Annotated in this window: 10 protein-coding genes; 7 read left to right on the top strand and 3 right to left on the bottom strand. The window is 54.2% G+C overall.

The features are described 5' to 3' along the window. Together tamB and tamA are read right to left on the bottom strand one after the other, a co-directional pair. On the bottom strand, nt 1-3,777 hold the full coding sequence (gene tamB, locus WC1_RS21395; protein WP_016149465.1) for an autotransporter assembly complex protein TamB: 3,777 nt from the start codon (nt 3,775-3,777) through the stop codon (nt 1-3). Beyond that, entirely contained in the window at nt 3,774-5,507 is a 1,734-nt protein-coding gene (tamA, locus tag WC1_RS21400) for an autotransporter assembly complex protein TamA (RefSeq protein ID WP_003025718.1), read from the bottom strand. The genes tamB and tamA overlap by 4 nt, the downstream gene beginning before the upstream one ends. A 211-nt stretch (nt 5,508-5,718) precedes the next feature. On the opposite strand from tamA, the gene msrA reads away from it, so the two are divergent. Next, nucleotides 5,719-6,357, top strand: coding sequence for a peptide-methionine (S)-S-oxide reductase MsrA (gene msrA, locus WC1_RS21405; RefSeq protein ID WP_016149464.1), 639 nt, complete (start codon nt 5,719-5,721; stop codon nt 6,355-6,357). 7 nt (nt 6,358-6,364) lie between these two features. Here msrA and WC1_RS21410 read toward each other — a convergent pair whose 3' ends face one another. Beyond that, nucleotides 6,365-7,420: a LacI family DNA-binding transcriptional regulator gene (locus tag WC1_RS21410; RefSeq protein WP_016149463.1), complete on the bottom strand. Its 1,056-nt coding sequence runs from the start codon at nt 7,418-7,420 to the stop codon at nt 6,365-6,367. Nucleotides 7,421-7,610: 190 nt separating this feature from the next. Between WC1_RS21410 and WC1_RS21415 the strand changes: the two genes are divergently transcribed. The 6 genes from WC1_RS21415 (at nt 7,611) to WC1_RS21440 (ending at nt 14,771) form a co-directional block, all read left to right on the top strand. Further along, nucleotides 7,611-8,765 carry a Gfo/Idh/MocA family protein gene (locus tag WC1_RS21415; RefSeq protein ID WP_016149462.1) on the top strand — a complete coding sequence of 385 codons (1,155 nt, stop codon included), beginning with the start codon at nt 7,611-7,613 and terminating at the stop codon, nt 8,763-8,765. A gap of 16 nt (nt 8,766-8,781) precedes the next feature. Beyond that, a complete protein-coding gene (locus WC1_RS21420; protein WP_016149461.1) occupies nt 8,782-9,966 on the top strand; it encodes a Gfo/Idh/MocA family protein in 1,185 nt (394 codons plus the stop codon). Next, a complete protein-coding gene (locus tag WC1_RS21425) occupies nt 9,963-11,030 on the top strand; it encodes a Gfo/Idh/MocA family protein (protein WP_016149460.1) in 1,068 nt (355 codons plus the stop codon). Before WC1_RS21420 ends, WC1_RS21425 begins: the two co-directional genes overlap by 4 nt. Nucleotides 11,031-11,041: 11 nt before the next feature. Next, on the top strand, nt 11,042-12,064 hold the full coding sequence (locus WC1_RS21430; protein WP_003839535.1) for a Gfo/Idh/MocA family protein: 1,023 nt from the start codon (nt 11,042-11,044) through the stop codon (nt 12,062-12,064). Between the two features lie 81 nt (nt 12,065-12,145). Next, on the top strand, nt 12,146-13,690 hold the full coding sequence (locus WC1_RS21435) for an MFS transporter (protein ID WP_016149459.1): 1,545 nt from the start codon (nt 12,146-12,148) through the stop codon (nt 13,688-13,690). A 10-nt stretch (nt 13,691-13,700) separates the two neighbouring features. After that, nucleotides 13,701-14,771 carry a glycoside hydrolase 5 family protein gene (locus WC1_RS21440; protein WP_016149458.1) on the top strand — a complete coding sequence of 357 codons (1,071 nt, stop codon included), beginning with the start codon at nt 13,701-13,703 and terminating at the stop codon, nt 14,769-14,771. The last annotated feature ends 45 nt before the right edge of the window (nt 14,772-14,816 follow it).

Here is a 14,816-nt window from a genome sequence, read left to right as displayed (position 1 = left end):
CTAAAACTCGAACTGATAGAGCAAATCAAGTGCCTGATCTACGCCAGACACTGCTTCCAGATATAGCTTAGGCATCAGACGATAACGTAGCGTGAGTGTCGCTAAGGAGTCAAATATACCCACACCATATTTCACCTGCAGACCTGGCAGTACGTATCCGCTGACAACCACCTGAGATGAGTCGCCCACCCCTTGCGTGTCCAGTGCCAGATTGCTTACGCCAAATGTCTCCCCGATTTTACCCACAACCTGACCACTTTGTGCAACCCCCAGACCAATAAGCATTGAGGTCATCGCTGCGCTATCGCTCTGCTCGCTATCCAGCCCTTGTCCGCGTAGCAGGTAGGAAAGCGCCATTTGCTGCGACATTGCCGGGTCAGAGAAGATCTCCGCCTTCGGTTCATCGGCGGTACCAGTGACGCGAACGCCAGCGATCACGTCGTCTTCGGTGGCATCAGGGTTACGAATCGCTTCGATGTTAAGCAACGGCTGATCCGGCGGACCGGAGAACAACAGCTCGCCCTTACGCACAATCAGATCCTGACCATAGGCATGGAAGCGACCGCTCGGAATATTAATTTGTCCGTTCAGCCCCAGCCCCTGCTTATCCTGCACCACTTTCAGATCGCCCGTCAGACGCGCTTTCAGACCAAAGGCGTCAAGACGCACGTTGTTACCGACGTGGATGTTCAGGTTGCTGTTGATCGGAATGCCGGCGGTCTGCGGTTTCTCGGGCTGCAGATTGTTGTTAAGCATGACCATATCGCTGGAAACCCCAACCGCGCTTTCCGGCAGGTCATGTACCACGATACGCGCCCACGGCACATCCACGTTGCCATCAAGGGTGAACAGGCTTGGCGTGGCTTCAAAGACCACGTCCGGCGAGACATCCAGGCGGACCATTGGCGGTACGGTAATACGTACCCTACTGCCTTTAGCCGCGACGCGCGCCCGCCAGTTGTCTATTTGACTCCAGTCGGCATCGCCGCTCAGGTTAATTTCTCCCTGCTGCGTACGCACCACGCCCGCCAGCGTTGAGCGTGTTCCGGTGAAGTTAACAGCTAACTGGCTTGGCTGCATGTCAAACGGCATAAAGTTACCGTCTATATCAAGACCGCTCAGTTGCAGCTGTCCGAGCAACTGCGGGCTTTGCACATCGCCGCCCAGCCGCAGGTTGGCGTTGATCATCCCTGCCGCTTTTTCACCGCGCGAGAAGATGGGGTTCACCATCGCCAGATTGAAGTTGCGAATATTGACGTTACCGCCCAGATTACGGCGCCCTTGCGGGTCTGTTACCTGCACCTGTCCGTCAAACTGTCCGTTGTTGGTCAGACGAATCAGCCAGCCCAGCTCGGCACGGTTATTGTGCAGGTCGGCGGTGAGATTCAACGTTTCAAACGCCACGGGGAGCGGTGCATCATTCACGCTTTGCGTGACCTTCACGTTACGTCCGCTCAGGGTGACCTGCCCCTGTGGCAGACCCTCTTTGGTGGTGTCCCAACTCACATCGGCTTTACCGGTGAACACACCGCTGGCCTGGGTTGTCTCCGGCATAAACGGTTTTAGCATCGCCAGGTCGAAGCGGTTTAGATTCACCACCGCGCGCCCTTCCGCACCCGCATCAATCGTCTGTGGTACGCACAGCTCCGCATTCGGGTTGTTCCAGCAGTGCGGTCCGATACTAATTTTTTGTTCCTGATTACGGTAATCCAGCGCGATAGCCCGGTTGAGCGACCACGGACCGACCGGCGTCTGGAAGCGAGTATTGCTTAACTCTCCTTTCCAGCGCTGTTCTTTGCGATCAAAGCTCCCGGCAAGATCCAGTTGCCCGGAAACCGGTTCCCCCTGAATGCGCAACTGCAGCTCGTGCTGCTTTTCACTGCCTTTGGCGTTGAGCGTCACCAGGCCAATATTCACGTCAGGTTGTACAATCCGCTCTACGCGAACATTAAGATTACCGGCGATTTGCTCGGCCGATTTAACATCCCCTTCAACACGTACCTGAGCAACGGAAAGTTCCTGCCAGCGCAGACCACGGGCGGTAATATCCGCCAGCAGCTGTGGTGCTTCAACCGTACCGCGAACTTTTACCAGCCCTTTCGCCGTACCACCCAGCCCCGGCAGCGCGTTATCCAGGCTTGGGGCATCAATCGTCGCGTCGAGGTTGAGGTCTTTAACCCCCAGTTCACCTTTTACGTCCGCACTGTTGCGTCCCAGTTCCAGATGCAGGCCCGGGATCGTCCACTGCAGGTAGCTGTTCCCCTTCAGCGAACCGTTCACATTGACCTTATTCTGCTTCACGTTGCCGGTCAGCTTCAGCTCGGGAACCTCCATCTGCCAGCTTCCGCCGTACAGACTGCCGCGAGTTTTCACCAGGCCATTCAGTTTTGACGGCCAGTCCGGGATCGCTTTTGCGGTGTTGATACCATCCAGCGTTAGCTCCCCGCGCCAGCTGATCGCCTGCTGCCAGTCCACCAGCGCTTTCAGCTCGGTTTTCCCTTCCAGCGCCGCAACGCTGAGTTTGTCGAGATTGATCTGCTGCTCGTTGCCTTTGGCGTCCAGCGTGATGGTAGCCGGTGGAATATCCTGACCTTTCACGGCGGTACGCATCGACAGCGTATAGTCGGTCATCTTACCGGTCAGTTTGAGTTTGATGTCATCGGCCTGGAACTGTTTCTCACCGGTAAACGGCCAGTAAACCTGCTTACTCACCACCTCAATGTTGAGCGGTAATCCGGCTTCAGCCAGACGCGTCTGTGCACGCAGGTCCATATCCACCGGACCAGACAGATTGACGCCGACTTCCAGCTGCTCGCGCAGCGCGCCGCCGACCTTCAGCTTCACCTTTTCGCCTTTTAATGGGTCGATGTTTAGCGTGCTGTTTAACGTAATATCAACCGGCCACGTGTCGGTCAGTTGCGCCGTGCCGCTGGCTTTTACCGTTCCCTGATTCGAGTCGATGTCCAGCGCGTCGAGCTTCATGTTGCCGTCAATGCTGCTCACTTTTAGCAGCATGCTATGGACCGTTAAATCCGTATCTCCGGTCACGCGCAGCTGCTCGCCGCGAAACTCTTCAATATTGAGATTGAGCGGCAGATGGACATCGGTCATTTCCGGCAGCACCGGCTGTGAGAACAGATCTTTTAGCGTTTCGCCGAGCGGCTTTTCATCCGGCTGCGGGTTTTGAATCTTCGGTTCGACAACCTCTTCCTGCGCCACTTCCGCCACTTTGGGCAGAGCAATCAGCAGCCCCTGTAATGACGTTGGCTTCAACGTCAGCGTTTTTTCCTGCCAGTTCAGGCCGGAGGTAAAATCCAGCACCGAAACCGTGGTGTCATCGATTTTGATATTGATGTTGTTAAGCGCCACGCGTGAAAGCGTGATGGGGTAAGGCGTGGAAAGGTTAAGCGGACCGCTCTCTTCTTCCTCAACCGGCGCAGATGGCGGCATCTTTTTGCTGTCGATCGCCACATTGATGTTTTTCAGTGCCAGATCGTTGACGCACAGACTGCTGTCCCACAGGCAGTTAAGCCCCACAGCCAGATGCACTTCGCCGGCATTCACCGCCACGCCAGGCTGGTCATAACGAATATTTTTCAGTGATAAATCCCGCCAGCCGCCGGTGACCTGACCAATCTCCAGCCCCGGAACCCAACGATTAGCTGCTTTGAAGATCAGATGCAGGCCCGAGGTGGTACCGACGAGGAACGCCACCGTGCCTAACAACAGCAGGATAAAAATCAGCACACCGAGGCTTATCTTCTTCCATAAACTCATAATTCAGGCCCCAGACCGATGTAAAACTGTAAACCATGTTCATCTTTGTCGCCGACCGGGACGGCAAAGTCGAGCTTGATAGGCCCCACTGGTGATTGCCAGCGTACGCCGACCCCGGCACCGGTTTTGAAATCGCTTCGGCGAATATCGCTGACCGCTTCACCGCTATCGACAAACATCGCGCCCCACCATTTACCGGTCACGTTGTACTGGTATTCCAGCGAGCCAGTTGCCAGCTTGGAGGCCCCTTTCAGCTTGCCGTCGCTACCTTCCGGCGAAATAGATTTGTATTTATAGCCGCGAATACTGCGATCGCCCCCGGCGAAGAAACGCAGATCCGGCGGTACTTTGTCGAAGTCTCCGGTCTCAATCCAGCCGAGATTACCGCGCATCACAAAACGATGGCGATCGTACAGCGTGCGGATCCAGACGTTTTGCGCCTGGAAAACGGAGAAATCAACATCTGACCCCCAGGCGGTGTTGGAGTAATCAATAGAATAACGCTGAGAGTCGCCCCAGACTGGCATCAAGCCGCCGCGTGAGCGCGTCCGGCTGATCATCACGCCCGGATAGAGCAGCATAGTGGTGTTGGTGACGTTACCCTGGGTAAAGTGGTCGAGGCTCCAGCGCAGGTTAATCGCGCGCTGCCAGCCGCTGGAGAGGTCCCAGTAGCGGGAAACCGCAAGCGTTGTGGAATCCTGCTCGGTATCGTTTAAATCGGTTCGCTTAAAGCCGCCCTGTACCAGGTAATACTGTTCCAGCGGGTTCTTTAACAGCGGCATTTTATAGCTGAAATCAAGCACCTGCTCTGGCGCCGAGATACTGGCGCTGGTTGTCAGGCTGTGGCCGTAGGAGTTCATCCACGGCTTTTTCCACGAGGTCTTCACCCGTGGTCCGACATCAGTTGAATAACCAACCCCGGTTTCGATGGTGTTTTCGGTGCGCGGTGAGACCACGCCTTTCAGCGGCAGCACTTTGGTTTTGCGGGCTTTATCAAACTCCGGCGCGACGACCACGGAGTTAAACCATCCGGTCGCCGACAGACGACGGTTTAGTTCGCCCAGATCTTTCGACTCGTACTCTTCACCTTCTTTAAAGGGCACCAGATTTTGCAGATACTCATCGCGAATTTGCGAGCCTTCAAAGGTGACATGCCCAAAGCGATAGCGTTCACCGCTGTTGTAATCGATATCCCAGAACGCCTGGCGGCGCTCAAGCGCTATTCCAAGCTGGCTTTTATTAAATTCACTGTCGAAATAACCTTTGCGCAGCGCCACGCTGGTGAGTGACTTTTTGAAGTTGTCATAGTCCCCCTGATTCAGCACGGTGCCGATTGCCGGGCGCGTTTTCAACAGATCCAGATAATCTTTATCCGTACGCGCGCCACCACGCAAAATCACCTCGGTGCCACCAATCAGCACCGGCTCGCCGGGGGTCACTTTGGCGATCAGCACCTGGCGGCCTTTCGCCGGCGGTGGACGTAGTTCAAAATCAATGGTCGGCTCAAAGTAGCCCAGCGCTTTTAGCCCTTCGCGGATGGCATCATCAACGCGCGCACGAAAGCGTCGGTCTGGAGTGACTTCATCACTTTGAATCGTGGACAGCTGCGCACGGACGTTTTTCTCCAGCGGTCCTGATAATCCTTCGACCTGTAAGCGAACATTCGCGGCGGCGGCGGAGCCACTTAAGCACAGTAATCCCACCCAACATAACTGACGGATATGTGGCACATTTTCTCCTGAATATCCTTTTTTCCCACCCCTGGAAAAAATACTATGCCGTTCCTCGGCTTAACAAAAAATCAACAATAAGAGTTGAAAAACAGACGGCAACCCAAATATTTCTTATGTTTAACTCTAGACGTATTCACGCCGTTTATTGTGGGCAAAGACGCGTCTCGTTACAACCTTAACCCAAATGACTGATTTCGGGAGAACGGCCATGAGTTTATTTGATAGAAAGCATCTTGTTACTCAAGCAGATGCGCTACCTGGACGCAACACCCCGATGCCAGTGGCAACGCTGCATGCGGTTAACCAACATTCGATGACCAACGTGCCCGACGGTATGGAGACCGCTTATTTCGCCATGGGATGTTTCTGGGGCGTTGAGCGTTTATTCTGGTCATTACCCGGGGTATACAGCACGGCGGCCGGATACACCGGCGGCTACACCCCAAACCCAACCTATCGGGAAGTGTGTTCTGGCGACACCGGGCATGCCGAAGCGGTACGCATCGTCTATGACCCGCATGTTATCAGCTACGAACAACTGCTGCAGGTGTTCTGGGAAAATCACGATCCGGCGCAGGGCATGCGTCAGGGGAACGACCAGGGTACGCAGTATCGCTCCGCCATTTACCCGTTAACGCCGGAACAAACCGCCGCCGCACAGGCCAGCCTTGAGCGTTTTCAGGCAGCAATGACCGCCGCAGGCGACGAGCGCACCATTACCACAGAAATCACTACGGCAACGCCTTTCTACTATGCCGAGGACGATCACCAGCAATATCTGCATAAAAATCCTTATGGATATTGTGGCATTGGCGGAATTGGCGTTTGCCTGCCGCCAGAGCGTTAATCCGCGATTAACGCGCTACCGTCACCCGCGCGGCATGGCGCGTTGCGTGGGTAACGGTACCTCGATCCGTCACCTTTCCTTTCAGCAACAGGTTAAAAACCGGCGCAGAGGGGCGATTAAGACGGTTCTGCAGCAAATGCACCGCTTCCACGCCCAACGCCCGACAAGGAATCGTGATACTGGTCACCGCAGCAACGATATGCGCGTCCAGTTCCTGAACATCCGTCGTCATCAGCGACAACTCACCGGGTATCTCCACGCCAATCTTTTCCAGCACCCGCTGGATGCCCGTCGACATTGACGCCCCGGCGCAGAAAATAACTTCCGGCCACGCTTCACGCGGCGTCTCATGTAGCCAGTTGCCCATCGCCCGCTCTGATTCGTCCTCAGAAAAGCCCTCCGTTACCAGCAGATCGCGCCCGGTATCAAACGGTATTTGATACTGTCGGTAGACTTCCTTGATGCCCTCCAGACGCCAGTACATCGTTTCCCGACGCAGGCTGGTGACATGGAGAATACGCCGGTGCCCCTGATCAAAAAGATATTGCACAGCACGGTTGCCAATCGCCCGATGATCGGGGGATACCGCATCCAGCAACCCTTCCTGGTCCTGCGAATTAATCAACACGCAGGGTTTATCCAACAGTTGCGCCAGTTTATGCACGGTCGGGTCATCAATGCCGATAAGAATAATCGCATTAATATTCTTATTGTTGGCCTTTTCCTGAAAGACCTTGATGTCCGCACGTTGCTCATCCAGTCCGCAGTAACTCAGATAGACATCATGCGGCGCTATCGCCTCGGCAATGCCGCGTGTCACTTCGAGGTAAAATGCATCACCACGGGCGGTAAAGGTGCGCAACGGGGCGAAAACAGCAATGCCGTTGATCAACAACCGCCCGCTGGACAACGAATCCAGAACCCCCAGCCTGCGCGCGCAACTGACAATCGCCTCACGTGCTTTATCGCTGGTGTATGACTTTCCGCTAAGCACCCTCGACACCGTACTCACCGAGTAGCCCGTCAGAGCAGCAATTTCGTCCATTTTTAGCTTGCCAGACATTCTGTGACCTCACTCGCAATCAATCTTTGCAATTTTTTGCAAACGCAGTTCATTGACTCTAAAACACTTTTTCAATGACTGGACCAACTTCTTTTTCATCCTGCAACCGTTCTCACAAAATCACATTGTCGATATTCCAGGCGTTTCTTATGTTCCGCATATCCCTTATTTCTGACGAAAAAGGCACGACATGAAAAAAATACGCTTTGGCATTATTGGGGTTGGCAACATTGGTACCGTCCACGCACGCTACCTGCTGGCCGGAACGGTACAAGAAGCAGTGCTCGCCGCAGTGTGCGATAACAATCCGGATAAACATCCGGCGATCCGCCGGCTGGTCGGCGAAGAGGTGAGATTGTTCAGCGATGCGCGAGAGATGCTGGAAAGTGGGCCGATCGATGCCGTCATCGTCGCCACGCCGCATTATGACCATCCGGGTTTATCGATGATGGCCATGCGTCTTGGTATTCATACGCTATGTGAGAAGCCTGCAGGGGTCTACACCGCGCAGGTACAAGAGATGAACGCCTGCGCGCGCGAATGCGATGTGGTGTTCAGCATGATGTACAACCAGCGCCCCAATCCGCTGTATCAGAAAGTAAAAGATCTGATCGACAGCGGCGAACTCGGCGAGCTACGTCGATCTAACTGGATCATTACCAACTGGTATCGTTCGCAAAGCTATTACAACTCCGGCGGCTGGCGCGCGACCTGGAAAGGTGAAGGCGGCGGCGTGCTGCTGAATCAGGATCCGCACCAACTCGATTTATGGCAATGGCTGGTCGGCATGCCGGTACGCTTGCGCGCTTTTTGCCAGTTTGGCAAGCATCGTCAGATTGAGGTCGAAGATGACGTCACGGCCTACGCAGAATACGCCAACGGCGCAACCGGGGTGTTCATAACCACCGTCGCCGAAACGCCTGGCACCAACCGCCTCGAAATTGTCGGCAGCAGGGGAAAAGTGGTGGTAGAAGAAGGTCGCCTGCGCTTCTGGCGACTGCGTGAATCCGAAACCGAGTTCAACGCCCGCTGGCAAAACGGTTTTGGTGAGCCGGAATGCTGGGAGGTCACCATCCCTACCGAACCGGAATGCAGCGAGCACTATGTCATTACCCGCAATTTTACCGCCGCGATCCTGCACGGCGAGCCGCTGATCGCCCCTGGCCTGGAAGGCATTCGCGGCCTGACGCTTTCCAATGCGATGCACCTCTCTACCTGGACGGATGACTGGGTAGAGCTGCCGCTTGACGAGCAACGCTACTTCCAGCTGTTACAGGAACGTATCGCCTCTTCAGTGGAAAAAAATACGGCCAGCCGCACGCTGGACGCTTCCGGTAGCTGGTAACGCGCAGGAGAAAATCATGCTGAACATTGCGATTGTCGGTACCGGGAATATCTCCCACAACCACATTCAGGGCTATTTACAGTTCGCGGATCGTTGTCGGATTGTTGCGCTGGTCGATATCTACCCGGAGAAAGCAGAGGAGAAGAAATCACGCTATGGCCTGAGCGAAGCGCAAGTCTTCCGCAGCCATCAGGCGATGCTTAACGCAGGCATTGAGGTCGATGTGGTCGATGTCTGCACGCCGCCGTACGTACACGCAGGCATCAGTATTGATGCGCTGCACGCCGGAAAACATGTGCTGTGCGAAAAGCCGATGGCCGCCTCGCTCGAAGAGTGCGATGCGATGATCACCGCGCAAAAGGCCAGCGGGAAAATCTTATCGGTCATCGCCCAAAACCGCTTTACCGATGCCTTCTGGCGTTTGAAAACCGTGGTTGATTCCGGGCTGGCGGGCAAGATTTGCCATGCGCAGGTGGATTCGTTCTGGTGGCGCGGACACTGTTATTACGATTTGTGGTGGCGCGGCACGTGGCAGAAGGAAGGCGGCGGCTGCACGCTGAATCACGCGGTGCACCACATCGACGCCATTCAGTGGATGCTCGGTTTCCCAACGGAAGTGGTGGCGATGATGACCAACGTCGCCCACGACAACGCCGAAGTCGAAGATCTTAGCGCGGCTATTTTCAAATACCCACACGGGGCGCTGACGCAACTGACCGCCTCGGTGGTGCATCACGGTGAAGACCAGAAAATTGTTATTCAGGGCGAAAAAGCGCGAATTTCTGCGCCGTGGCAAGTCCATGCCAGCCAGTCGGCGGACAACGGCTTTCCGCAAACGGAAAATAACGGTGAGCTGGAACAAGGTCTGGACGCGCTTTTTCACGCTACGCCAGCGCTGCAATGGACGCTGCATACCGGGCAAATCGACAACCTGCTTAGCGCCATCGAACGACAAACCCGTCCGCTGGTCGATGGCGAACAGGGCAAACGCTCGCTGGAGCTGATCACCGCTATCTATAAATCCGCCATCACCCGCACGGTGGTGACGCTGCCCATCCACCACAGCGATGCGTTTTATCGCACCGGCGGCCTGATTGAAATCGCCCCGCATTTCTATGAGAAATCCGCTTCCGTGAGCAATTTTGCGGAAGTAGGCGCCATCCCTCTGGGTAAAGACTTAGATTCAGGAGTTAAATCATGAACAAGCAAGACGGAATGAACTACGCCCCTACCGGGAAGCCTCAGCCGGTCGTGAAGCCTGGCGAGTTTGTCATTGCCGCCGCCACGCTCGACCACGGCCATATCTACGGCATGTGCAACGGGTTGATTGAGGCAGGCGCCACGCTGAAATGGGTTTACGATCCCGATCCGCACAAAATCGATCAATTTCTGCAGCAGTATCCGCAGGCGCAGGTGGCCGATTCGCTCGAGACAATCCTCAACGATCGTGAGGTACAACTGGTTGCCGGGGCGGCTATTCCGTCTGAACGCTGCCCGCTGGGGCTAAAGGTAATGGCGGCAGGGAAAGACTACTTCACCGACAAGGCTCCGTTAACCACCCTTGCACAACTGGAAGACGCCAAAGCGATGGTGGCGAAAACCGGACGTAAATACGCAGTCTATTACAGCGAGCGTCTGCACGTTGAAAGCGCTGTCTTTGCTGGTCAGCTCATTCAGCAAGGGGCGATTGGTCGCGTGATGCAAACCCTGGGCACAGGGCCGCACCGTGAAGGCAATGGGCGCCCGGACTGGTTTTATGACAAATGCTACTTTGGCGGCATTCTGTGCGACATCGGTAGCCATCAAATCGAACAATTCCTGTTTTATACCGGCAACCGCGAGGCACACGTCGTCGCCAGCCAGGTACGTAACGTCAATCATCCGCAGTACCCGCAGTTCGAAGACTTTGGCGATGCCATGCTGGCGGGCGACAACGGCGCAACGGGTTATTTCCGCTGTGACTGGTTCACGCCGCAGGGGCTCAGTAGCTGGGGGGATGGACGCCTGACGTTGCTGGGTACCGAAGGTTACATTGAGATCCGCAAGTATGTGGATATCACCCGAGGCGAACAGGACGTGGTGTATCTGGTGAATAAAGAAGGAGAGTTTCGTTTCCCGGTCGCAGGAAAAGTCGGTTTCCCGTTCTTCGGTGAATTCATTCTCGATTGTCTGAATCGCACGGAAAACGCCATGACTCAGGCCCACGCCTTTAAAGCCGCAGAGCTATGCGTGAAAGCGCAAATGCTGGCGAATGCCCGCACATAACCGGAGGTGACATGACAACACTCAATGCCGCCATCATCGGCGCGGGGGCGATTCACCGCAGCCACGTTAACGCCCTCCGGCTTTTGCCGGGGGTCACGCTGCGCGCGCTGGTCGATATTGATAGCGCCAACGGTTTGCAACAGGCCATGGCGTATAACTGCCGCTTTTACCAGAATTACCGTGAAATGCTGCTGGATAATGACATCGACGTCGTCCATATCTGTACACCTCATTTCGAGCACAAAAACATGATTACCGCCGCGCTTGCCGCCGGGAAACATGTGTTTTGTGAAAAGCCGGTGGGGTTGAATTGCACAGAAGTCGCAGACATCGCTAACGCAGCAGCGTCCGCCCAGGGCTTGCTGGGCGTGTGTTATCAAAACCGGCTTAATCCAACCAGCTTACGTATCCGCGACGAACTGGCGAAAAATACGCTGGGTAGAATGTTGAGTATTAAAGCGGTTTTGACCTGGTCACGCTCTAAAGCGTATTACAGCGAAAGCCCGTGGCGTGGGCGTTTTGCCAGCGAAGGCGGCAGTTTACTGATTAACCAGGCCATTCACACTCTCGATCTGATGCAGTGGTTCGCCGGCGGTGTAACGCGTTTGAAAGGCGTGGTGGACAGCGGCGAGCTGGCAGACGTTACCGAAGCTGAAGACTGCGCGATGGCGACCCTGCACTTTACCAACGGTGCCCGCGGTCTGTTTTATGCCAGCAACTGCAATACCCTCGATTCACCGCTGCTGCTGGAGATCCATTGCGAACACGGCATGCTGCAGCTCACGGATAACACCCTGTGGCGCGTTACAACGGATCGGCGCCTGAAGCTGGATTGCGACGGTTCACCGGACGGCCACAGTAAAAGTTACTGGGGCCTGGGCCACCAGCAGGCCATTCGTCAGTTTTATCATGCTATTACTCATGGAGGTCAAACAGAATATATCAATATTAATGATGCCCGCAAATCACTGGCGATGGTCGATGCTATTTATCATTCGTCTAAAACCCGACAATGGATAACCATTAATAATTAAAAATTAACCTGGCACTACAGAATTAATAAACATCAGCCGGATAATACCGGAGTACAAATACCCTACATACTGGAAAATATTATGGTCAAACCAACTGAACGCAGAGTCAGTTATGGTGTAGCGATCGGCTATGGCATTACTGATTTATTTGGCGGCGGTGCTTTCGCCATTATCGGAACCTGGCTTTTATTTTTTTATACCACCTACTGCGGTTTAAGCGTACTGGAAGCAGGCTCAATATTTGCTATTGCCCGCGTGATTGATGCGGTACTCAGCCCAATTATGGGTTACATCACTGATAACTTTGGCAACACGTGGCTGGGTCGACGATTTGGCCGCCGTCGCTTCTTTTTATTACTCAGTTCTCCTTTAATGTTTCTCTATGCTCTACTGTGGCTGACCGACATGGGTTACTGGTATTACCTGGGAACCTATCTGTCAATTGAGCTACTGTCAGCGATGGTGCTGGTGCCGTGGGAAACCCTCGCCGCAGAGATGACCAATCGCTACGAAGAACGCAGTCGCCTCTCCGGCGTGCGCATGATCTGCTCGCAGTTGGGCGGATTCCTTGCCGTCTCGGTACCCGGTATCCTGATGCAGTTCACCGGCAAAGATAATCCCTTTACCTATACGCTAACCGGACTGATTTTTTCCGTCGTGTTCTGTCTTGCCGTATTTATAACCTGGCGCTGTACATGGGAAGCCAAAGACGTTCAGGAAGAGACATTTCAGGCTGACTTACAACGAAATAGCGGGTTACTGAATCACCTTAAATATTTAATACTTGATCTGTTTTCGTCATTCCGTATCCGGGCATTTCGCTTGCATATCATTATTTATATTTTCTCATTTACCGCCATGGATGTATTCGGCTCGGTTTTCACCTATTACGTGGTGTATTGTTTAAGCCAGGATGCCGCCTCCGTTTCGGGCTGGTTAAGTATTGCCGCCTTTGCTTCAGTATTTGGCACCTATGGATTTATGCTACTACTGAACAAACTCAATATCACCCCGTCAGCGGCACTACGTCTTTCTTACACCTGTATATTTAGTGTATTACTCTTTTTATTTATTATTTATTACACTGAAACCCAGGTATCCAACATTCTGTTCTCGGCGGTATTTATTCTACTCGGTATGGCGCGTTCCGGCCTTTACTATATCCCATGGAATATCTACAGCTTTATTCCTGATATCGACGAAATGGTTACCCAACAGCGCCGTGAAGGGATTTTTGCAGGCGTTATGGTACTAACCCGCAAAAGTACCGTGGCAATCGCTATTTTGCTTATCGGCATGGTGCTGGAAGAGTCTGGCTTTATAAAAGGCAGCGGCGCACAGCCGGAAAGCGCGATCCACGCTATTATCGGATTGATGATCTTTGCCACCGCGGCGTTGCTGGCGGTGAGTTTCTACGCGACCTACAAATTCAAACTCACTCGCGAAACCCACAAAGTTCTGCTTAAAGAGATCGCTCGCCGCAAGCTGGGTGGCAACTATCGCGACTGCGATGAAGAAACTCGGGTGGTGATCAAGCAACTTACTGGCTACGAGTACGATGAAGTTTGGGGTGGCAGCGCCACGCAGCGTGCGACGGGACGCGTCAGTCTCTCAGATGCAGAATAAGGAGCGCATCATGTATAACCCATGGAACAAAGCACGGGCGCAAAGCTGGTATCAACAGCAACCCTGGGGCTGCGGATTTAACTACTTGCCGCGCACCGCGGTTAACTGGCTCGAAATGTGGCAGGCAGAGAGTTTCGATAGCAGTACTATCGATCAGGAACTCGGCTGGGCCAGCCAGTATGGCTATAACCAGCTGCGAACAAATTTACCGTTTACCGTCTGGCAGTATGACCGTGACGGGCTTCTCGAGCGCATAAATCTCTTCCTGAGCATTGCCCATAGCCACCGTATGAAAGTGATGTTGACGCTGCTCGACGACTGCGCTTTTTCCGGTGATGAGCCCGTTATCGGTCAGCAAAAACCGCCGGTTCCCGGCATTCACAACAGCCAGGCGGCGGGTAGCCCTGGGCGCGCCTGCGTGCTGGATCGACGCTGTTGGCCGCACATTGAAGCCTACGTCAGAGATATCATCCGTTACTTTCGCCATGACTCGCGCATCAGCGTCTGGGATTTATATAATGAGCCAGGCAACGGCGGGATTTTTTGTCATACTGGCGAATTTGCCCGCTATGATGACAGGCTGGAAATCTACGCCTTAACCCTGATGGCCCATCTGTTTAACTGGGCCCGACAGGAGTCACCCTCTCAACCGTTGACCGTAGCAGCCTGGCATATTGACGATCGCGCGGCGTGCGGGAATGCGTTTACGCATCCTGTTGATATAGCGGCTCTGCGACTTTCCGATGTGATTAGCTACCATGCCTATGTCGACACCCCTGGCCAGCTGTCTCTTCTGTCACAGTTGGCCGAATTTGGCAGGCCGCTTTTTTGTACCGAGTGGCTGGCACGCCATGTCGATAGCCGAATAGAAGAACAGCTGCCGCTATTTCGCGCCCAGCGCGTTTCCAGCTTCCACTGGGGGCTGGTACAGGGGAAAACGCAAACCTGGTTGCCGTGGCCGGATATTCCGCGGAACGAGACGACGGCGCAGCTATGGTTCCACGATGTGCTGAAGTCGGATGGTTCGCCTTATAGCGAAAAAGAGATGCAGATGGTGCGAAGGCTTAACGCCGCAGGATAAGGCCAAAAAAGCTCCTCTGGCGACTTTACAGTACCTTACGCTATA

The organism is Citrobacter sp. KTE30 (assembly GCF_000398825.1).
Classification (GTDB): Bacteria; Pseudomonadota; Gammaproteobacteria; order Enterobacterales; family Enterobacteriaceae; genus Citrobacter; species Citrobacter freundii.
The sequence above is the reverse complement of the archived record's forward strand: the minus strand, read 5'-3'. Positions and strand labels throughout refer to the sequence as shown.